The 19945-nt window shown below is 60.5% G+C and carries 17 protein-coding genes; 12 read left to right on the top strand and 5 right to left on the bottom strand.

Going from position 1 to position 19945, the window contains the following annotated elements; all coding sequences use genetic code 11:
• Positions 1-10 precede the first annotated feature (10 nt).
• Entirely contained in the window at positions 11-2152 is a 2142-nt protein-coding gene (locus LC298_RS06445; RefSeq protein WP_158284751.1) for a hypothetical protein, read from the bottom strand.
• A gap of 688 nt (positions 2153-2840) precedes the next feature.
• Between LC298_RS06445 and LC298_RS06440 the strand changes: the two genes are divergently transcribed.
• The gene (locus LC298_RS06440) at positions 2841-3629 is read left to right on the top strand and encodes a helix-turn-helix transcriptional regulator (protein WP_131567991.1); all 789 of its coding nucleotides are present in this window, start codon (positions 2841-2843) and stop codon (positions 3627-3629) included.
• Positions 3630-3637: 8 nt separating this feature from the next.
• A complete protein-coding gene (locus LC298_RS06435; RefSeq protein WP_317851173.1) occupies positions 3638-4228 on the top strand; it encodes a hypothetical protein in 591 nt (196 codons plus the stop codon).
• A gap of 36 nt (positions 4229-4264) precedes the next feature.
• On the opposite strand, the gene LC298_RS06430 is transcribed toward LC298_RS06435, so the two are convergent.
• The gene (locus tag LC298_RS06430) at positions 4265-4876 is read right to left on the bottom strand and encodes a transglutaminase-like cysteine peptidase (protein WP_131567993.1); all 612 of its coding nucleotides are present in this window, start codon (positions 4874-4876) and stop codon (positions 4265-4267) included.
• Between the two features lie 194 nt (positions 4877-5070).
• On the opposite strand from LC298_RS06430, the gene LC298_RS06425 reads away from it, so the two are divergent.
• Complete coding sequence (locus tag LC298_RS06425; protein ID WP_131567996.1) at positions 5071-5688, top strand: hypothetical protein; 618 nt, start codon at positions 5071-5073, stop codon at positions 5686-5688.
• 139 nt (positions 5689-5827) lie between these two features.
• Here LC298_RS06425 and LC298_RS06420 read toward each other — a convergent pair whose 3' ends face one another.
• Complete coding sequence (locus LC298_RS06420) at positions 5828-7186, bottom strand: TolC family outer membrane protein (RefSeq protein ID WP_131567998.1); 1359 nt, start codon at positions 7184-7186, stop codon at positions 5828-5830.
• A gap of 754 nt (positions 7187-7940) precedes the next feature.
• Between LC298_RS06420 and queC the strand changes: the two genes are divergently transcribed.
• Genes queC through queE form a run of 3 tightly spaced genes read left to right on the top strand, consistent with a single transcriptional unit; the run spans position 7941 to position 9723 of the window.
• Positions 7941-8639 (top strand): 7-cyano-7-deazaguanine synthase QueC, encoded by a 699-nt coding sequence (gene queC, locus LC298_RS06415; protein ID WP_131568000.1) that lies wholly within the window; start codon positions 7941-7943, stop codon positions 8637-8639.
• Positions 8639-8995: a 6-pyruvoyl trahydropterin synthase family protein gene (locus LC298_RS06410; RefSeq protein ID WP_131568002.1), complete on the top strand. Its 357-nt coding sequence runs from the start codon at positions 8639-8641 to the stop codon at positions 8993-8995. The genes queC and LC298_RS06410 overlap by 1 nt, the downstream gene beginning before the upstream one ends.
• Positions 8992-9723: a 7-carboxy-7-deazaguanine synthase QueE gene (gene queE / locus LC298_RS06405; RefSeq protein ID WP_223385567.1), complete on the top strand. Its 732-nt coding sequence runs from the start codon at positions 8992-8994 to the stop codon at positions 9721-9723. The genes LC298_RS06410 and queE overlap by 4 nt, the downstream gene beginning before the upstream one ends.
• Before the next feature lie 68 nt (positions 9724-9791).
• Here the strand turns inward: queE and LC298_RS06400 are convergent, their stop codons facing one another.
• Together LC298_RS06400 and LC298_RS06395 are read right to left on the bottom strand one after the other, a co-directional pair.
• Entirely contained in the window at positions 9792-10481 is a 690-nt protein-coding gene (locus tag LC298_RS06400) for a GntR family transcriptional regulator (protein ID WP_131568006.1), read from the bottom strand.
• On the bottom strand, positions 10478-13459 hold the full coding sequence (locus tag LC298_RS06395; protein WP_131568008.1) for an FAD-binding and (Fe-S)-binding domain-containing protein: 2982 nt from the start codon (positions 13457-13459) through the stop codon (positions 10478-10480). The genes LC298_RS06400 and LC298_RS06395 overlap by 4 nt, the downstream gene beginning before the upstream one ends.
• A 121-nt stretch (positions 13460-13580) precedes the next feature.
• Here LC298_RS06395 and LC298_RS06390 point away from each other — a divergent pair, with 121 nt between their 5' ends.
• The 6 genes from LC298_RS06390 to LC298_RS06365 all read left to right on the top strand — a co-directional run bounded on the left by LC298_RS06390 (position 13581) and on the right by LC298_RS06365 (position 19743).
• A complete protein-coding gene (locus LC298_RS06390) occupies positions 13581-14774 on the top strand; it encodes a pyridoxal-phosphate-dependent aminotransferase family protein (RefSeq protein ID WP_131568799.1) in 1194 nt (397 codons plus the stop codon).
• 60 nt (positions 14775-14834) lie between these two features.
• Positions 14835-15803, top strand: coding sequence for a TRAP transporter substrate-binding protein (locus LC298_RS06385; protein ID WP_131568010.1), 969 nt, complete (start codon positions 14835-14837; stop codon positions 15801-15803).
• Between the two features lie 119 nt (positions 15804-15922).
• Positions 15923-16453: a TRAP transporter small permease gene (locus LC298_RS06380; protein WP_131568012.1), complete on the top strand. Its 531-nt coding sequence runs from the start codon at positions 15923-15925 to the stop codon at positions 16451-16453.
• Complete coding sequence (locus tag LC298_RS06375) at positions 16453-17733, top strand: TRAP transporter large permease (RefSeq protein WP_131568014.1); 1281 nt, start codon at positions 16453-16455, stop codon at positions 17731-17733. Before LC298_RS06380 ends, LC298_RS06375 begins: the two co-directional genes overlap by 1 nt.
• Positions 17734-17737: 4 nt before the next feature.
• Entirely contained in the window at positions 17738-18520 is a 783-nt protein-coding gene (locus LC298_RS06370) for an enoyl-CoA hydratase/isomerase family protein (RefSeq protein ID WP_131568016.1), read from the top strand.
• 2 nt (positions 18521-18522) lie between these two features.
• Positions 18523-19743, top strand: coding sequence for a CaiB/BaiF CoA transferase family protein (locus LC298_RS06365; protein WP_131568018.1), 1221 nt, complete (start codon positions 18523-18525; stop codon positions 19741-19743).
• Positions 19744-19945 lie beyond the last annotated feature (202 nt).

Here is a 19945-nt window from a genome sequence, read left to right as displayed (position 1 = left end):
CGGCATTCGCTTACGCGATACCGTCATCCTCACCGACGTTTGTAACCGAGCTGGAGAGGTTGCCGCCGACCACGGTCATGTCGACCGCGTTCTGCTGCAGGTTGGCACCCATCACGATGTCCAGGTTGAAGGATGAGGTATCGTCGACGTAGGCATCGGCGGAAGCAATGGAATTGCCTTCAACGAAGCCGTCGTCACCATTGTTGGAACCCCACGTTCCGCCAGCACCACCGAAGCCACCGTCACCGGTCGCTGCGTTGCCGGCATGGCCGCCCGCGCTCCACGCGATGGCATCGCCGCCCATTGCGAACCCGCCTTCACCTGCACCGCCGGCTCCGTTGCCGCTGTGGGCGTTTCCACCGGCACCACCGGCTCCGCCTTCAGCAGCGGCTGCCGCCGCGGCGTGACCGTAGCCGGCTCCGGCGCCTGCGCCGTCGCCACCCTCGGAGTCACCGCCGTGGCCGCCGTCGCCGCCTTCGGCTTCATCGCCGTCGCCGCCAAGCGCTATGCTGTGGCCGCCATAGGCCTCGTCGCCGTCACCGCCGGTGCCGATGCTGTCGCCACCAAGGGCATTTCCGGCGGCACCGCCCGTACCAACGCTGTTGCCGCTCGTTGCGTCACCACCGTCGCCGCCAAGGCCGACGCTATGACCGCTTTCGGCTTCGTCACCATCGCCGCCGGTGCCATTGCTGTCGCCACCGGTCGCGGTGCCGCCGTTACCGCCGGTCGCAGTATTGCTGCCGCCAGAGCCATCGCCAGCATCGCCAGCATCGCCGCTGTCGGTTCCGACACCGGTGCCTACTCCGGTACCGACGCCTGTCCCAACTCCGAGAATACCGGTACCAGTACCGGTACCGGAACCGGTACCCGTAGCATTCGCACCACCAGTCTCATTGCCGCCGTTGGCGGTATTGCTGCCGGCATCCTCGGCTTCGGCTTCACCTTCCGAGGAAGCTTCGCCACCTTGCTGGGCTTCGCCTTCGCCGCCTTCGGATTCAGCGTCACCGGTGCGACCACCTTCGCCTTCACCGCCTTCGGATTCGGCTTCACCGGTTTCTTCGCCTTCGCCTTCGCCGCCGAACGACATTGCGAATCCGGCGTCTTCGCCTTCGCCTTCACCACCATAGGACTCGGCGTCTCCGCCTTCGTCAGCTTCACCGTAACCGCCTTCGGACTCAGCTTCACCGCCTTCGCCGCCTTCACCGCCTTCGTCAGCGTTGCCGCCGAGACCGACACCGACGCCAAGACCGCCAAGCGCTATCGCGGCTGACGAAGCGTCACCGCCTTCATCGCCTTCACCACCTTCGGCCTCACCGCCTTCACCTTCGCCGCCTTCGCCTTCGCCGCCCTCAATATCGCCGGACGTGTTGGCATTGGCTTCGTCGCCTTCGCCGCCTTCAGACTCGGCGTCACCGTCGGTGTCGCCACCCCGGCCTCCGGCCTGGATGCCTTCACTTGCTTCAGCTTCGCCAGCCGTCACGTTGAAGGTCTGCGTGAAGGGTGCGTTGTTGGCTACCGAGGGGTTGTGGAGCTCGTCCTCGTCATTGAGGGTCGCAACCTGATTGATAACGATCGCGCTGTCATTGCCCTCGCCATTCAGCGAGTTGTTCAGGCCCGAAATGGCGACATCGATGTCGTCACCAGGGTCGAGATCCACGGTGCTTTCCTTGGCAATGATCAGGTTCTCGATCTCGGAATTGTCAAGTTCAACCTCGGAGAAGGGGTCGTACTCCGACATGTCGAGTTCGAACTCGGCTTCGACTTCTACGTCAACGTCAACTTCCGTTTCATTCTTGTTGATGTTCTCGTTGGTGTTGGTGATGTCGTTTTCGACGTCAACGTCCGCCTCGGCAGACGCCTCCGACTCGGACTCGCTCTCGGACTCGCTTTCGGACTCGCTTTCGGATTCGGATTCCGATGTGCTTTCGGATTCAGATTCAGACTCCGCTTCTGCCTCGGCGTCAGCTTCCGCGCCGGCGTTAGCTTCCGCGCCGGCTTCAGCTTCCGCATCGGCGTCTGCTTCCGCTTCCGCCTCCGCCTCGGTTTCGCTGTACTGCAGTCCAAGCTGCCCTTGGAGCTGGCCCTGGCCTTGCAGTTGCTCCTGCTCCTGCTCCTGCTCCAGTTCCCATGGGAAGAAGTGACGTTGTGCCATGATTTCATCCTCTCGATGAAGCCGGACAGCTTGACGCCTGCTCATCTTGCTAGGCTCTTCGCTGGTCGGCTTGTTTCAGTCTATGGATTGTTCGAGAGCCTTGACGCGCATCTACGCGGCCGGCGCCTCTACAGACTTTATTGGGTTCTGCTGTGCGACTGCCTCCCTCCTCTTTTTCCGGACGACAGCTGCGGGTACGAACGCGCGCCGCGCAATTACAAACTCCACGCGGCAAGACCCCGCAACGGTCAGTCGTTTTCAACGGGGACAGTGTCGCGCTCACGCGTCGCGTGAAGAAGAGAACACTTCGTGTTAGATCATCGGAATAGGAAGCGGCTAACCGTCTAGACGTTCGGGTCCGGGGTTGGACTTTCGATGGATGGAGCCATTCAACTGGCGCAGCAGGCCCGCGGCACTCGGATCGGAAAGCGCAACTGACTTATCCATCAAGAGACTTGAAAGGGATTCTGACCAGCGTCCTCACTACCGGATAGCTCCCCTGAAAATCTCACAGCGGAGGGTGATCGCGATAGGGCGCGGAACAGCTCCTTCCGCCTATCGCCGAAACGGCTAGCCGCGAATAGCTCGATTGATCTATTTAGCCCTATGCGACTATAGTTTACCCTTCGTGGTAGGGGCATGTCGCAAAAGTCTGGTCCACCTAGCGTGAAGGGTTGGGGGTTGTGATATGTACCAGTCGGTATCCCTGTCCAAAGAAAATCGGAATCTGGATAACCAAGGTGTCTCTGGCCCCTACGCCCGGGATGAGCTTCGGCAGCCATCACTGCTGATCATCGCTCGTGACGGTATTGTTTCAGATGCCCTGACGGGCGCGGTAGAGCGAGCTTTTCCGTGGCTATCGGTCAAGCGGTTCTCCGACCCTGAAGAAGTCCGCAGACCTGCGACCCTGAGTGCGCAACTTGTGCTGATCGATCGGGATTTCCTTGCTGAACTCGGCGAGGCTCCAGCCCGCTGGACGAATGCGGATCCGAACACCACCATTGCCTTGTTGGCGCCCGCGCATTTTGTCCCGGATGACGAGTTGCTTGATCTAATCGCAACTGGCACTGTCAGCGGTGTCTTGCCGACCGATGTGAATCTCGACATCTGGCTGTCAATTATTCTGATTATGCTGAAGGGGGGCGAGTATTTCCCGCCGCACATGTTCCGCAGTTTCCACGACGGGCGGAAATCCGGAAACGGCGTTGCCGATGAGCGATTTGCCGAATCCACGTTGAAGATGGAACCGGAGACTGAGGAGAGTATGCTCGAAAACCTGACCGCAAGAGAAAAAGAAGTTCTTGGAATGGTCGCGCAGGGCCATCAAAATAAGATTATCGCAGCGGATCTGCAGTTGTCGGAAAATACGGTCAAGATCCACATTCACAACATCATTCGTAAGCTTGGTGTCCATAACCGCACGGAGGCGGCGGCCTTGTATTTTGCCCATGATCGCGGAATGGGCGACAAGGCTTAGACCTCGGCATGGGAACCGGCGAAAAAATCCGGGACGCGAAAGCCGAACGAAAGCAGGAGAGGGCGCACAAAGATAAGCGATCACCCGCAGCTGAAGCTCGCCGGAGCGATGACCCCGCATCGCAGTTGCAACGCGTTCTCTTGTTGGTGGGCCAGCTCAACTACACTTGGACAAACACGGAAAGCCTTCTCATATATCTGATTGGCGGCTTGGCCAGAACCGACAAGGAAACGGCCATTATAATTTTCCTTACTTTGAATACGCCTCGGGCGCGAATCGACCTAGTTGAGCGGCTCGCAAAGACGGAGAAAACCCCGTCGGAGTGTCGCAAAGACATCTTGGACGTCACCGCCAGGCTGACCAGAGAGCTTCGGCTACGCAACAAATACAATCACTGTATCTATTCCTTCGATCCCGAAAGCGGCCGGGGCGCCACGCAGCTAATGCGAATTGCCGAGACCAAAGATCGAGTTCGGTACGGAAAGGTTGAAGAACTCGATACCGTTGAGATTCAGCGCATCACGGAAAGCATCACCCAGCTTGCGAACCTCAACAAGGCCATCTGGGCGATCATGCGAAAATATGGCTTCCGGGACTGAGATGACGGCAGGGCAATCCAGGGTTCGGCCCGCGCGTCAGATTTCCTTGACGATCTTTTCCCACTTGCCGTGTCGAACCTGTGACTGGCGCGCGAAAAAGCGGTAGGGCGCGCGAGACCAGATGCGGATCGAATCGGTGCGGTTGTCGAGAATATAATCGCCCTTGTCGGTCCGGACCGTCAGGACGACATGGCCTTCGCCGCGGAAGGTTGCGACGGTGAGCAGGAGCGCTGCCGGGCTCCACCCTTGCTTTGTCAGGCGGTCTTTTTTCAGAATCGCGAAATCCTCGCAATCGCCGACTTTGGTAGGCAGTCGCCAGTCGTCCCAGCGTCCGGCCGTCACACGGTCATCCTGTTCCTTTATGCGATTGTTGACATAAACGTTCACTGCCTTGAGTTGGGCAATTCGGGCCGGCGTCAGCTCGACCGTCCGGCTCCCGTCAGACGTTGCGCAGAGACGTGGGCTTTCAGCACAGAATTTGTGAAATGCGGGAGGAGGAAAGGCATTCCCGTCCAGCTTCATGAAAGCGCTGGAAAAGGCGATTTCGCTATCGGATGTTCCGAGGCTCGCCGTGGAGGAGACAAACGTTGTTTGGCTACAACCAACCGCAATTAGTGCGGAAATTGCAAGCGCGATGAGGCGGGTCATTGCATTCCCCCTTTCAGCCCTCTCTTGCCATACCCGTTCTGCCTAGCCGGAATAGACTACGCAACCCAAGCCGAAACGGATTCCGCGGAAAGGGGGCCGATGTCATAATAAAATTTCGTTAACGTCTGGTTAGCGGGGTGAACGGCTGGCAGGAAGCTGGCTGATTTGCCGACTTGGGATGAAAGGAGGTTGTCATGTCCTTTAGTCACCTCAGAAAGACGAGCAGGCTGTCCGTTGCAGCGACGGTGCTTCTATTTTCCAGTCCATTCGGGCAGAAGGCATCAGCCCAGGAAGTGCCGCGTTTGATCTTGTCCGCCGCCCAGTGCCAGCCACTGACGGAAGCCAACTATCTGTCCTGTTGTTACGCGAAGAACCGGACTGAAATCCTGTCTCTGGACCAGCTTGAACAATGCCCGCCGATCAGGACGACATTGCTCCGCGCTCTCCGAGACCTTGGCGGTAGGGAAGCCGGCGACGGCCTGGGCGGCAGCACAAACACCGGCAGCAACGGCGAAAACGGCGGAAATGGCGACAACGGTGGGAATGGAGGTACCGGCGATAACGGAGATGGAGGTAACGGCGATAACGGAGATAATGGCGGGAATGGGGGTAACGGCGGAAACGGCGACAATGACCATAACGGCGGCGCTGAAGCTGAAGCCGAGACTGATGGCACATCCGCGGAAGCCGAGACAGGGGGCGGTCACAATGGTGGAGCCGAAGCGGAAGCCGAAACTGGCGGAAGTTCGGCTGAGGCGGAAAGCAGTGCCGGAGGCGTGAGCGCAAGCGCCAACACGGGGGGAGACCATTAGAGAAGCATAAGGAAACTCGGTCCGGATCCGCTTACGGCCTCTCTCATCAGATAATGGCAGCAAAAGTGCAGATCAGCGCGGACCAGATGAGTTCCGCGCTGATTTCGTCGGCAACAATTGAGCAGCAATTGAACTCGCCTCAACGTCCGTCCGGCGTCCGCAGGCCGTACCACTTGTCCTTGACGGCAACATAGTGATCTTCAGGATCATGTGCCTTTACGCCTAGACCGAGGCGCGCGGCAGAAAGCCTGCCGATTGCGGAATGAAGCGCATAGCTGGCGACAATTACATTGCGTTCGGCTTGGACCAGGCCGACCTGTGCCTCAACAACGGTGGCTTGAGCGTCTAGGACGTCGAGGGTTGTCCGTTGCCCGACATCCCGCTCTTCAATCACGCCTTGCAGAGCCAGACGGGCCGCGCGGACCGTTTCCTGGCTGGCGGACACGGTAGCACGTGATGCCACAAGCTGTGTCCAGGCCGAAGTGACAGCCGCGCGCACCTGGTCACGCGAGACATCGGTATTTATCCGCGCCTGCCCGAGCAGTTCCTTTCTTTGGCGAACGTTGGCACTGGCCTGGCCGCCCTGATAGATCGGCACCGTTACCCGAGCACCGATCGTCGCGGTGTCTGATGGGGACGGTATCGTGCTGCTATCGGTATAGGTACGACTGACACTTGCCGACAATCCTACCTGAGGCAAGAACCGTCCTTCAGCAGATTTGACGTCGAAAAGCCCCGCATCGACCAAATGCTGGCGCAATCGTATCGCCGGATGTTCGCTGAAGGCTATTGCCTGAGCTTTATCAAGCGAGGACGGCAATCCGCGTCCGGGCGGGGAGGCAGGCGAAACAGACTTGATTGAGGACGCAGTGAGCTGTTCCAGCACCGCCTGGCTTGACTGCGCCGCCGCACGGGCCGCAGTTAATTGTGCCAGTGCGCTGGCGCGACTGGCCCTGGCCTGCTCAACATCGGTCCGCGTACCTTCACCAACTTCGAAACGGGCGTTCGCCGCACGCACCTGTTCCTCCAGAAAAGCGAGGTTCTGCTGCCTTAGTGCGGCGATCCGCCTGTTCTGCAATACATCGACGTATGCCTGCGCGGTATCGAAAAGGACATTCTGCTCGGTGTTACGAAGGTTTTCGCGCTCGGCAAGCACCCGTGCTTTTGCGGCGCGCACGTTGTTGATCGTCTGAAAGCCGTCGAAGATCGATTGGTCGATCTCAATTCCGAAAGACGCGGAACTGACACCCGGGCCGCCAGCCGTCGAAGAATTGGATATTCCGGACGTTCCGGTTACGCGGGGGCGATAACCAGACTTCGCGAGTGGAACGTTTTCGTCCTGCACCCGCACCCCTGCACGAGCAGAGTTCAACTCCGAATTGTTTGAATAAGCCTTCGCAAGCGCTTCGTAAATTGTTTCGGCGTTCGCGTCGCGCGCGCCTGGGAGCATTGCCAGGGACGCTGCGAGAAGCGCTACGTGCGAAAGTCGAATCTGCATGGTGTGTACGTTAAACTTTTTCCAAATCGCCCGACGCTTCTTCTAAGCGAGAATTCCAGATCGCCCCAGACCAACCTTGCAAGTCCAACCCGATCCTGTCCGCATTTTGCGCAACTGATGCAAAATTGTAACAAACTGAACCGGGGTAGCGAAGCAAGCCGAACAACATGTCGTATCTCTCAGCGGATTACGCGACCATTGAGATTGTATATCTTGCACGCATGAATGGCTTGTCGCCGCTGTGACGCTGAACGGGCCCAGAGTTTGCTCTTGTGGCGGACTGATCCGGTCAGAAGAATCTCGACCTTGTTGCTGTAATACGTCAGGTTCGCCGGCTTGCGAATCAGGGTGTCCGGGTAGCGACGTTGTGATCGTCACAAGTGTATCAGGAATTGATTGTGATTAAAAAGAGCAGTGGCGTAAGATGACGTGGGCTGTTTACTAGATGACGAAATTTTAGCCCCGGACGAACCCCGCCTTGCCCCGGGCGGGGTTCCTTCGATCCGTGAAGGCTTTCGCCGAAAATCAGCCAACACGACGACCTTTCACCCTTCTCCAACTGCGGTCGCAGGTCATAGCCCACGCGAACGGCTGTAAGCGGCGTGCGCACGAAACCTATACGGCGGATAACGGCTTGCTCAACCGTCTGGAAGGGACAGACCGATAGATCCCTGCCTTTCGTTCGCCTCACGCTCCTGTTAGGGAGCCCGGCAATACCGGTCGCAGCCTACCCGGACAAAACAAGGAGACCCAAATGAAGACTGTTGTCGTCTGCTCCGGCGGACTGGATTCTGTTGCGCTGGCCCATCGCATCGCAGCTGAAAATGAACTGGCGGGACTTGTCTCGTTCGACTACGGCCAGAGGCACAGGAAGGAACTCGGCTTCGCGGCGCTTTGCGCCGAGCGGCTGGGGGCACCCCACCAGATCGTCGATATCGGCGATATAGGTCGGTCGCTTTCGGGCTCGGCGCTGACCGACGATGTCGCGGTTCCCGATGGTCATTACGCGGAAGAGACGATGCGCTCCACCGTCGTTCCTAACCGCAACGCGATCATGCTGGCCATCACCTTCGGCATCGCCTCCGCGCGCGGTCTCGATGCCGTCGCCACCGCAGTGCACGGCGGAGACCACTTCATCTATCCGGACTGCCGGCCGGGCTTCATAAACGCCTTCCAGAAGATGCAGGATCACGCCCTCGACGGATATTCCGAGATCACGCTGCTGGCTCCTTATGTTCATCAGCCGAAATCGGCGATCGTTCTCGACGGCGCACGTCACGGCACCCCGTTCGCACTGACTTGGTCATGCTACAAGGGTGGGGAGCGGCACTGCGGCCGCTGCGGCACCTGCGTCGAGCGGCGTGAGGCGTTCCACCTTGCCGGCGTGCCGGACGAGACCGACTATGCCGATCCGGATTTCTGGCGGGCGGCGATCGACGCGAGGTCCGCGTGATGTACCGGATCACCAAGGAATTCCATTTTTCCGCCTCCCACCAACTCTGCAAGCTGCCGGACGATCACCCCTGCGCTCGACTACACGGACACAACTACATCGTGGTCGTCGAGCTGGCTTCTCAGGATGTTGATGGCAACGGCTTCGTCCGGGACTACCGGGAGCTCGCTCCGCTGAAAAACTATATCGACGATACCTTCGATCACCGTCATCTCAATGAGGTGCTTGGCCACGACAGCGTCACGGCGGAATGCCTGGCGCACCACCTCTTTGGTTGGTGCAGGGAGCGTTGGCCCGAGACGACCGCTGTCAGGGTCAGCGAAACGCCCAAGACCTGGGCCGAATATCGCCCATGAGCGAAGAAAGAACGATAAAGGTCTGCGAGATCTTCGGCCCGACCATACAGGGTGAGGGCGCGTTGATCGGCCGGCCGACTGTGTTCGTTCGAACCGGCGGCTGCGATTACCGGTGCAGTTGGTGCGACAGTCTGCACGCCGTGGAAAGCCGCTTCCGCGACGACTGGAGGCCCATGGAGCCGCACGAGATTTTGGAAAGCGTTCGACGGCTGTCGGGCGGCAAGCCGTTGACCGTCACGCTGTCTGGCGGCAATCCCGCAATCCAGCCTTTTGCCGATCTGATCCGGCGGGGAAAGGCGGATGGATACGGCTTCGCGCTCGAGACCCAAGGGTCGGTCAGCCAGCCGTGGTTCTCTGAGCTGGAGACCTTGGTCCTCAGCCCCAAACCGCCTTCGAGCGGGATGCAGTGCGACGTGGATGCGGTCAGAACCTGTCTCCGCGCCGCAGGGGAGGGGCCGCGCAGCGTCCTCAAATTCGTAGTTTTCGATGACGCGGATTTTCGCTTCGCGCGACAGACGGCGGCGCTCTTTCCAACCCTCCGGGTCTATCTGCAGCCTGGCAATCACACCCCCCCGCCGCCCGGCGAGGAAGATGCCGCTATCGACCTTGATGGGATCAACAGGCGATTTGAATGGCTCGTCGGGAAGGTTTTGTCGGAAGGTTGGTTCGAGGCGCATGTCCTGCCGCAGCTTCACGTCCTCATCTGGGGAAACAGGCGGGGGGTCTGACTTTCGTTTTCGTCATCCCGCGGTCCTGGCTACCTCCCCATGGTCGCGTTACCGAACGATGAAATACCTCATCCGCCGCCGGATTTTGCAGCGATCGCCGGCGCCAACGAACGAAGCTTGTGCTCCATATGCGCCTTCATCAGCGCGCCAAGCTTCTTGCTCTCCCTGGCTTCGAAGGCCCTCTGGATGGCATCGTGCTCCTCCATCGCCTCGGCCCAGCGTTCGGGTGTCAGGTTCGCCTGATAACGCGCCCGGCTGGCGCGGCGCGCCACGATTTGATGGTGCTGAGCCAAAGTCGGGTTGCGCGCAGCGGCCAGCATTGCGGCATGGATCTGCTGGTTGATCTCGAAATAGTTCGGACGGTCCCCGCGATCGAAGGCGCGGTGCATTTCATTGTTGAGGCGACGGATATCGTCGATCTCCTGCGTCGTGGCATGCAGGGCCGCGAGTTCTCCCACAAGGCCCTCAAGTGCGGCAAGCACAGGGAAGACCTCTTCCAGCTCGGCGACGGTCAGTTCCGATACGACGGCGCCGCGGTTCTGGACGAGCATCACGAGGCCTTCGGCGGCGAGGACCTTCACCGCCTCACGCACCGGTGTGCGTGACACGCCAAACCGCTCCGTCAGTAGGCGCTCGGGAATCTTTTCGCCCGGCTTCAGTTCCCCCTCCATGATGAGGGTGCGCAGCCGGTCGGTGAGTTCGACTGCGAGGGCCGGCCGGCTCAGTGTTTCAACCGGTTCAACGTCCGCCAAGCTCATGATTCGTTCCCCGCCTGTCTCATTGTATCCCGGTTCGCCGCTTCATGCTTTGTATTCCGCGCCGTCTCCAGAGCGCTGGCCAGAACTTCTGCCACGTGCAATGCCTTGCGGCCGGTTCCGTCACCGATCTGGTGGCGGCAGGAGGTGCCGTCGGCAACGATGATCGTGTCCCCGGTTGCCGACCGGACGGCCGGAAGCAGCGAAAGTTCGCCCATGGCCAACGACACGTCGATTGTCTCGGCGTCATAACCGAAGGCTCCAGCCATTCCGCAGCAACTGGACTCGACTGTCTCGACATCCATGCCCGGGATCAGGCGCAACGTTCGTTCGACGGCGCCCATCGTGGCGAACGCTTTCTGGTGGCAGTGGCCATGCAACAGCGCCGTGGGGGCAGGGGCTGCCAGGACCAGATCGAGTTCGCCGCGTTCAGCCTCGTCCCCAAGAAATTCCTCGATAAGCTGGGCCCGCTGCGACAGCCGCCTCGCCTCGTCGCCGGGTAACAGCGAAAGAAACTCGTCACGCATCGTCAAGATGCAGGATGGCTCGAGTCCAACGATTGCGGCGCCGCTGTCGAGAGCCGGCCGCAGCGCCTCCAGCGTGCGTGCGGCTTCCTCCCGCGCTTTGTCTATCATGCCAGCGGCAAGATAGGTCCGCCCGCAGCAAAGCGGGCGGTTGCGCCCTTCCGCGGGCCGGGCAGTTTCGACAGCATAATTGCCCGCCGACAGGACCGACACGGCCGCGCGAAGCGTCGCCGGTTCGAACCAGCGGCCGAAAGTGTCGGCAAACAGCACAACCTTCCGCTTGCCGGTGGGCGTATTGGCCTCGCTGTCGCGGAAGGGCGATTTGGCGAAGCGGGGCAGGGAACGCCGGTGAGAAAAGCCGATAACCTTTTCCGAGAGACGAGCGCCCAACCTCCAGCGATCCCGCATCGCCATGACCCCGCCGACGCGGCTCGCCCACGGCGCGTAACGTGGCAGTTCGGCAATCAATCGCTGTTGCAGGCCGATGCCGTTTTTCAGGCCGCGCTGGTATAGAATCTCGGTCTTCATCCGGGCCATGTCCACGCCGGTGGGACATTCGCGGCGGCACGCCTTGCATGATACGCACAGTTTCAGCGTCTCGGCCATTTCATCGGAATGCAGCGCGTCCGCACCGATCTGGCCGGATAGCGCCAGCCGGAGCGTGTTGGCGCGACCCCGTGTGACGTCCCGCTCGTTGCGGGTAACGCGATAGCTCGGGCACATGACGCCGCCCACATGCTTGCGGCACGCGCCATTGTTGTTGCACATCTCTACGGCCCCCTGAAAGCCGCCTGATGCGCCCGGCCAGGCCGACCAGTCGAAACCTGTCCTTATCTCGTCGAAAGTGTAGCCCGGCGGATAGCGGAACAGTTCGCGGTTGTTCATTCGCGGTGCGCGGACAATCTTGCCGGGATTAAGAATCCCAACGGGATCGAAGCGGTCCTTGACCTCTTCGAAGGCGCGGGCGATGCGGGAGCCGAACATCTGCTCGTGGAATTCCGAGCGCACGATGCCGTCGCCATGCTCGCCCGAATGCGAGCCCTTGTATTCGCGCACCATGGCGAACGCTTCCTCGGCTATGGCGCGCATCGCCGAAGCGTCCTTCTCGAGCTTCATGTTGAGGATAGGGCGAACGTGAAGGCAGCCGACCGATGCGTGCGCGTACCAGGTACCGCGCGTGCCGTGCTTCTCGAAGATCGCCGTCAGCCGGTCAGTATAGTCGGCGAGGTGTTCAAGCGGAACCGCGCAGTCCTCGACGAAGGATACCGGTTTTCCCTCCTGCCTCATCGACATCATGATGTTGAGCCCTCCGGCGCGCAGTTCCGCTATTGCCGCCTGCAAGGCCGGGTCGGAAATCTGTATCACGCCGCCTTCGCGTGGACCGGTGTTGGAGAACGCAAAGCCGAGATCGCTCATGGCGTCTTCCAGCGCGGAAACCTTGCGCTGGTTCTCGGCCGGCTCGTCGGCAAACTCCACCAGAAGCAGTGCGGCCGGGTTCCCGCGTACGAAAGATTCGAGCGTCGGACGATACATCGCAATGTCACGCGCGAGTGCGATCATCGTGGCGTCGACGAGTTCGACGGATGTTGGTTCCAGCTTCACCAGATGCTGCGCGGCTTCCATTGCCGCGCGGAAAGTGGGGAAATGACAGGCGCCCATAACCTTATTCTTGGGCGGAAGCGGCCAGAGCTGGATTTCGATAGCCGTTGAAATGCCAAGCGTTCCTTCTGATCCGACGAGGATATGCGCGAGGTTAAGCGGATTGGCGTCGGGCAGAAGCGCGTCGAGATTGTAACCCCCGACCCGCCGCTGCACCTGTGGGAACCGCTCTCCGATCTCGTCAGCTTCGCGGCGTCCCAGTGAGAGAAGGTCGGCCACCAGATCGCTGGTTGCCCGGTTCGAGCCTTGTTCGACGGGGCCGAACCGTGCGCGCGTGCCGTCGGCCATGATGGCGTCGATGGCCAGCGTGTTGTCCCGCATTGTGCCGTATCTGAGGGAGCGCGCGCCGCATGAATTGTTTGCAGCCATACCACCGATTGTAGCCCGGGACGCTGTTGAGACGTCTACTGGAAACCACAATCCGTGCGGCTTCAGGAGCCGGTTCAGTTGGTCAAGGACGATGCCCGGCTGCACCACCGCCCTTCGGCTGTCCACGTCAAGTTCCAGCAGTCCGGTTAGGTGTTGCGACGTGTCGACGATCAGCCCCGTATTGACTGTTTGGCCACACTGCGATGTGCCGCCCCCACGCATGGTGAGGGGAACGCCTTCCTCACGCGCCGCCGACAAGGCACACTCCACATCTTCGACCGACTGGGGGATGACGACCCCCGCCGGCATCATCTGGTAGATCGAGGCGTCGGTGGCGTAGCGTCCGCGTGCAAATGCGTTGAAGAGTACCTCGCCGCGAACTTCTCGCTCAAGGCGCCGTTGAAGGCCAGGACGGATCAGCGCCGCCATGGCGCAGCCTCCCGGTTTCCCAGTGGGCGAAGATTGACCCTTGACACGAATAATGAATTCATAATCCAATTGGAGCGGAAATTGATCTGCGTGACAAGAGGGAGGGCACCGGGTGAACGCGATGCCGGGGCGGCATTTCTTGCAGATACCGGGGCCGACCAACGTGCCCGACCGGGTGCTGCGCGCTATGGATATGCCGACCATGGATCACCGGGGCTCTGAGTTTCAGGCCCTGGGGAAGCGGGTTCTTTCCGGTATCAAAGTCATTTTCCAGACCGAGAAGCCGGTCGTAATTTATCCTGCGTCGGGGACGGGCGCCTGGGAGGCAGCGTTGGTCAACACGCTGTCTCCCGGAGATCTCGTGCTGATGTACGAAAGCGGCCAGTTCGCCGCGCTCTGGAAAAAGCTCGCGGAAAAGCTTGGTCTGCGCACCGAGTTCCTGTCGGGTGACTGGCGCAGCGCCGCAAAGCCGGATGCAATCAGCGATCGCCTGAAGGCGGATACGGATCACGAGATAAAGGCGGTTTGCGTGGTCCACAATGAAACGTCGACCGGCTGTGTCGCGCCGATCGCCGAGATACGCCGAGCGATTGACGAAGCCGGCCACCCGGCGCTTTTCCTTGTCGACACGATTTCGTCTCTCGGTTCTATCGACTACCGCCATGATGAATGGGGCGTAGATGTCACCGTAGGGGGCTCGCAGAAGGGGCTCATGCTGCCGCCCGGCCTCTCGTTCAACGCGCTATCGGACAAGGCGCTTGATGCGCACGAGAAGTCCGGCCTTGCCAAGTCCTACTGGGATTGGGCGGAAATGCTCCTGGTAAACAAGAATGGGTTCTTTCCCTACACGCCGGCCACCAACTTGCTCTACGGGCTCGACACGGCCATCGAAATGCTTCTCGACGAGGGTCTGGCCAAGGTCTTCGATCGTCATGCGCGCCATGGCGAAGCAACACGCCGGGCCGTTCGGGCTTGGGGTCTTGATGTGCTGTGCGAGGAGGAAAGCCAGCATTCCGGCTCGCTGACTGCGGTTCTCATGCCGGATGGGCAAGATGCCGATCAGTTTCGCAAAGTTGTGCTCGATCACTTCAACATGTCGCTGGGCGCCGGCCTTGGGAAAGTCGCTGGGAAGGTGTTCCGGATCGGACATTTGGGCGATTTCAACGACCTGATGCTGCTCGGCACGCTTGGTGGCGTGGAAATGGGCTTGGCTATCGCGGGTGTTCCGCACACACCGGGCGGCGTACGCGCAGCAATGGACTTCCTCTCCGGCCAAAGGCGGGCCGGCGGGGATGCAAAGGTGGCGGCCGCGTAGCCGTTACGCAACCGATCGGATGGCGATGCCGTGCCGATCTGCACTGGGAGGAGAAAAGCAATGAACGCAAAAGCATTCCTGACAGGAGTGGCCGTCGCCGCTCTGCTGGCATCCGGCGCTCAGGCGCAGACGACCCTCAAGCTCGGCCATGTCGGCGATCCCGGATCGCTGTATGAAGAGACCGCCAACAAGTTCGCCGAATGCGTCAACGGGGCAGGCGTCGACGTCAATGTCGAGGTGTACGGATCGTCGCAGCTCGGCAACGACCAGGAAATGATGCAGAAGCTGAAGCTTGGCCAGATTGCATTCTCGATTCCGTCGTCGATCATGAGCTCGGTGCACCCGACATTCGGCATTTTCGAGATGCCGTACCTAATCAAGAATCGCGATCACATGCGCAAGGTGCGTGACGGGATGAGCGACGTCTTCGTCAATGCAGCCAATGAAAAGGGCTATGCGCTTATCGGATTCTGGGAGAACGGTTTTCGAAATGTTACGAACAATGTCCGGCCGGTCAACAAGCCGGAGGATCTGAAAGGCATCAAGCTACGCACGCCGAAGGGAGAATGGCGCGTCAAGATGTTCCAGAGCTACGGCGCCAATCCGACGCCGATGGCATTTTCGGAAGTCTTCACCGCGCTCAAGACCGGCGTCATTGACGGCCAGGAAAATCCGCTGGCCCAGATCACCTCGGGCAAGTTCCAGGAAGTCCAGAAATATCTCTCGATGACCGGCCACGTCTATTCGCCGGCCTACCTGGCAAGCTCCCAGAAACAGTGGGATGGATGGTCAGACGAAATCAAGACCGCGATCTCGGATTGCGCAAAGCAGGCTAGCGATTTCGCCTATGACCGGTCCGCTGAACTCGATCAAAGTCTGATCGACGTTGTCAAGGAGGCCGGCGTCGAGATCAACGAAGCAGACAAGCAAGCTTTCATCGATGCCTCCGGCACGATCTACAAGGATTTCGGCGGTCAGGTCGAAGGGGGCGAAAAGCTAATAGCAGATATTCAGGCGTTGGCCGACTGATGTCGATCCGAGGCAGGCGCTCCGGCGCCTGCTTCGACCCCCCGTGGCGGCGATTCTGAGCCATCGCCGTCTTCTCTTGAACTTAGGGTTCGGTTGCCGCACGGCGCCAGGGAGGAACCTTGCGAAGGGCTGCGCAGATCGTTGGCGAGATCCTGACATGGATCGTAATCGTCCTGATGATAACTCTGACCACGGTGGTGGTGGTCGCCGTCATCTACCGAAAGCTCGGGGCGTCACTTTCATGGTATGACGAGATTGCTTCGGTTCTGTTGGCTTGGGTGACCTACTACGGTGCTGCTCTGGCAGCTCTCAAGCGCTCCCATATAGGGTTCGACGATGTTCTCCTCGCGCTGCCGCGCAAGGCGCGGGCCGTGGCGGTCGTCTTCTCCGAAATATTCGTGATCGGCTTCTTTACGCTACTCGCCTGGGCCGGACTGAAAGTGCTGGGCATCCTTGAGGGTGAAACGCTAGTCAGCCTCACCTGGGTACCGGTTTCCGTCACCCAGTCGATCATTCCTATTGGGGCCATTCTTTTCATCATCGCCGAGTTGCTGAGCCTGCCGGACTACTGGCGCGACGTCCTGGCCGGACGATCCGTTGAGCATGCCGTCATGGCGCATGGCGAAACGCCCGAGAAGGACCAGACCTGATGTTCATGTTCAGTATTCTGGTCGCTCTGGTGATCCTGGTCTGCATCAACGTACCCATCGCCATCGCGCTCGGTCTGGCAGCGGTTCTTGCAATCGGAGTGGCCGACGGAACCGGCGCGCTGGTCACCGTCGCACTCGACATGTATTCCGGCGCAAAATCCTTCTCGCTTATCGCCATCCCGATGTTTGTCCTCGCCGGCGCGATCATGAATGCCACCGGCATCACCCGCCGTCTGATCGCCTTCGTCTCCGCGATCATCGGTTTCGTGCGTGGCGGGCTTGCCATGGTCAATGTCGGCGTCTCGCTGTTCTTTGCCGAGATTTCGGGTTCAGCGGTAGCCGATGTCGCCGCAATGGGTTCGATCATCATCCCGGAGATGAAACGCCGCAGTTATCCAGCGCCGTTCGCTGCGGCCATCACCTCATCCTCCGCGTCGCTGGCGATCATCATACCGCCTTCGATCCCGATGATCCTGTACGGCGTGTCGTCGGGAGTCAGCATCGAGCAGCTATTTGTAGCCGGCGTGGTACCGGGGTTGCTGGGCGCTGCCGGGCTGATGGGAGTCGCCTATTACTACGCGTTGAAATACAATTGGCCAACGGAGGAAGCTTTCAATCTGCGCCAGTTGCGCGCGACCTTTGTCGAAGCGCTGCCCACCTTCGCGCTACCGGTAATCATCCTTGGCGGCATCTTCGGCGGCTTCATGACCGCGACCGAGGCGGCCGGCATCGCGGTGGTCGCGGCAATTCTCGTTGGTCTCTGGTACCGCGAGATCGATTGGCGCGAGCTGAAGCAGGCGATGCTCGAAGGGGGCATGCAGACGGCCGTGGTCATGCTGCTTGTCGCAACCTCGGTGCTGATGGGGTCGTTTCTAACCACGGCGCGCGTACCGCAGGAGATCGCGGCGGCCATCCTCGACATCACCGCGAACCAGTATCTGATCCTGCTGATCCTAAACGTCTTCTTCCTTGTGATCGGCTTCTTCCTGCATTCGGCCGCAGCGATTATCCTCGTCGTGCCGATAATCGCTCCGCTGATTCAGCAGGCCGGAATCGATCCGGTTCACTTCGGCCTCGTGGTCACGCTCAATCTTGCCATCGGCCAGCAGACACCGCCGGTCGCTTCGGTGCTGATCACCGCCTGCTCGATCGCAAAGGCCAACATCTGGGAGGTGACGAAATGGAACCTGCCGTTGATCGCCGTGCTCGCCTTTGTGCTCCTGATCTCCACTTATGTTCCGGCGATTCCGATGTTCCTGGTCGAATTCTTCTACAGGTGATCAAATGGCTGCCGACGAGCTTCTTTACGAAATCCGCGGGACAACCGGTTGGGTTATTCTGAACCGGCCGCAGGCGCGCAATGCGCTGACGTTCGGCATGTATGACGGCCTCGCCGAAATCTGCCGGACGGTTGCGTCCGACGGTTCGGTCAAATGCCTCGTCATAACGGGTGCGGGCGAGAAGGCGTTCGCCGCCGGCACGGACATGACGCAGTTCCGCGGCTTCACCACCGATCAGGACGCCCTGGACTACGAACACCGGATGGACGTTGTCCTCAGCGCGGTCGAAGCCTGCCCGGTCCCGACCGTCGCGGCGATCGCGGGCGCCTGCACGGGCGGTGGCGCGGGGATCGCGGCCGCGTGCGACATCCGCATCGCCACGGCCGATCTGCGGTTTGGTTTTCCGATCGCCCGCACACTCGGCAACTGTCTGTCGATAGCCAACCTGTCGCGACTATCCAGCCTGATGGGAACGGGCAGGGTCAAGGAGATGATCTTCACGGCTCGCCTTGTCGGCGCGGACGAGGGCCGGGCCGTGGGTTTGATATCGGAAATAGTCGAAGATCACGCCGCGCTCGTGGAGCGGGCGGGCGCCCTCGCCGAAACGCTGTCCAGTCATGCGCCGATCACCCTTGCAACCACCAAGGAGGCACTGCGGCGGCTGCGCGTCGAGGGCGCCGGCGCCGATGATCGCGACCTGGTGGTCGAAGCCTATATGAGCGAGGACTTCAAGGAAGGTATGGAAGCCTTTCTCGGCAAGCGCAAACCCGAATGGAAGGGTCGCTGACCATGACCGATACCGACCGAATGGGCGGGCCGCTTGCCGGCATGAAGGTTATCGAATTGGCGCATATCATGGCCGGACCGGTCTGCGGCCTGATGCTCGCCGACATGGGTGCCGATGTCGTCAAGGTCGAGAAGCCCGACGGCGATGACACCCGCCGCTTCCTGCCGCCCGATGTCGGCGGTGTGTCTTCCGCCTTTCTGATGATGAACCGCAACAAGCGCGGCATTGCCCTCAATCTCAAGGAACCGGAGGCCGTCAACGTCCTGAAACGGCTCCTGAAGGACGCCGACGTGGTGATCGAGAATTACCGCATGGGCACGATGGAGAAGCTCGGGCTTGGTTACGAGACGCTCAAGGAGATCAATCCGGGGCTGATCTATTGCGAGATTTCCGGCTTTGGCAGGACGGGTCCCTATGCCAATCGCGGCGGTTTTGACCTGATTGCCCAGGGCATGAGCGGACTGATGTCGATCACCGGCGAGGGGCCGGGGCGCCCGCCGGTCAAGTCCGGCGCGCCCGTCTCCGACATCACCGCCGGGATCCTCGCAGCGCTAGGCGTGTCCGCGGCCTATGCCCGCAAGCTGCAGACGGGTGAAGGACAAAGGGTCGATACCTCGCTTTTCGAGGCGGCGATCACTCACACCTACTGGCAGTCTGCGATCACGTTCGCGACGGGTAGGCCGCCGGGACCGATGGGTTCGGCGCATCCGCTGAACGCGCCGTATCAGGCTTTCCGCACTGCCGACGGTTGGCTCAACGTGGGCGCGGCAAACCAGAAGAATTGGGAGCGCATGCTGGGCGTCATCGGCGCGCCGGAACTTGGAGAGGACCCGCGCTTTGCCGCCAACAATGCACGAATGAACAACCTCGAGGCGCTGACGGAAGTGCTCAACGGCAAGTTTTCCGCACGAAGCACGGACGAATGGATGCGACTGCTTGAATCCGCCGGGGTTCCCGCCGGGCCTGTCTTGGACATCGCCGAGATGCATCGCGATCCGCAGACACTCGCCCGCGAGATGGTCACCGAAACCGAGCATCCGCTTGCGGGTCCGGTCAAGACGATCGGCCTTCCGATCAAGTTCTCCGAAACGCCGGGCGCGATCGAACGGCCGGCTCCGAGGTTGGGCGAGCACAATCGCGAGGTGCTCGCGGAAGTCGGCTATGGGAGCGAAGCCATCGATTGCCTCAGCGCATCGGGCGCGCTGGTCTCTGAAATGGATTGAGCAGCCGGGGATCTCGGCGCCTCCCTGAGAGCATCTCCTGTCAGCGCATCGACGACAGATTGGCGATAAGCGCGATCTCATCGGGGGTACGCGGACAACGAGGCATTGGTCCGGTCGTTTGTCTGCGGATTCGGTATTGCGCTATCAGCGTACGGGCGAAGGCGGCAGCGGTTGCGAACAAGTTCGTATGCGGACGATACGT

The organism is Oricola cellulosilytica, assembly GCF_019966575.1.
Classification (GTDB): domain Bacteria; phylum Pseudomonadota; class Alphaproteobacteria; order Rhizobiales; family Rhizobiaceae; genus Oricola; species Oricola cellulosilytica.
Note: the sequence above shows the minus strand (reverse complement) of the source record. Positions and strands in the feature narration are given on the sequence as shown.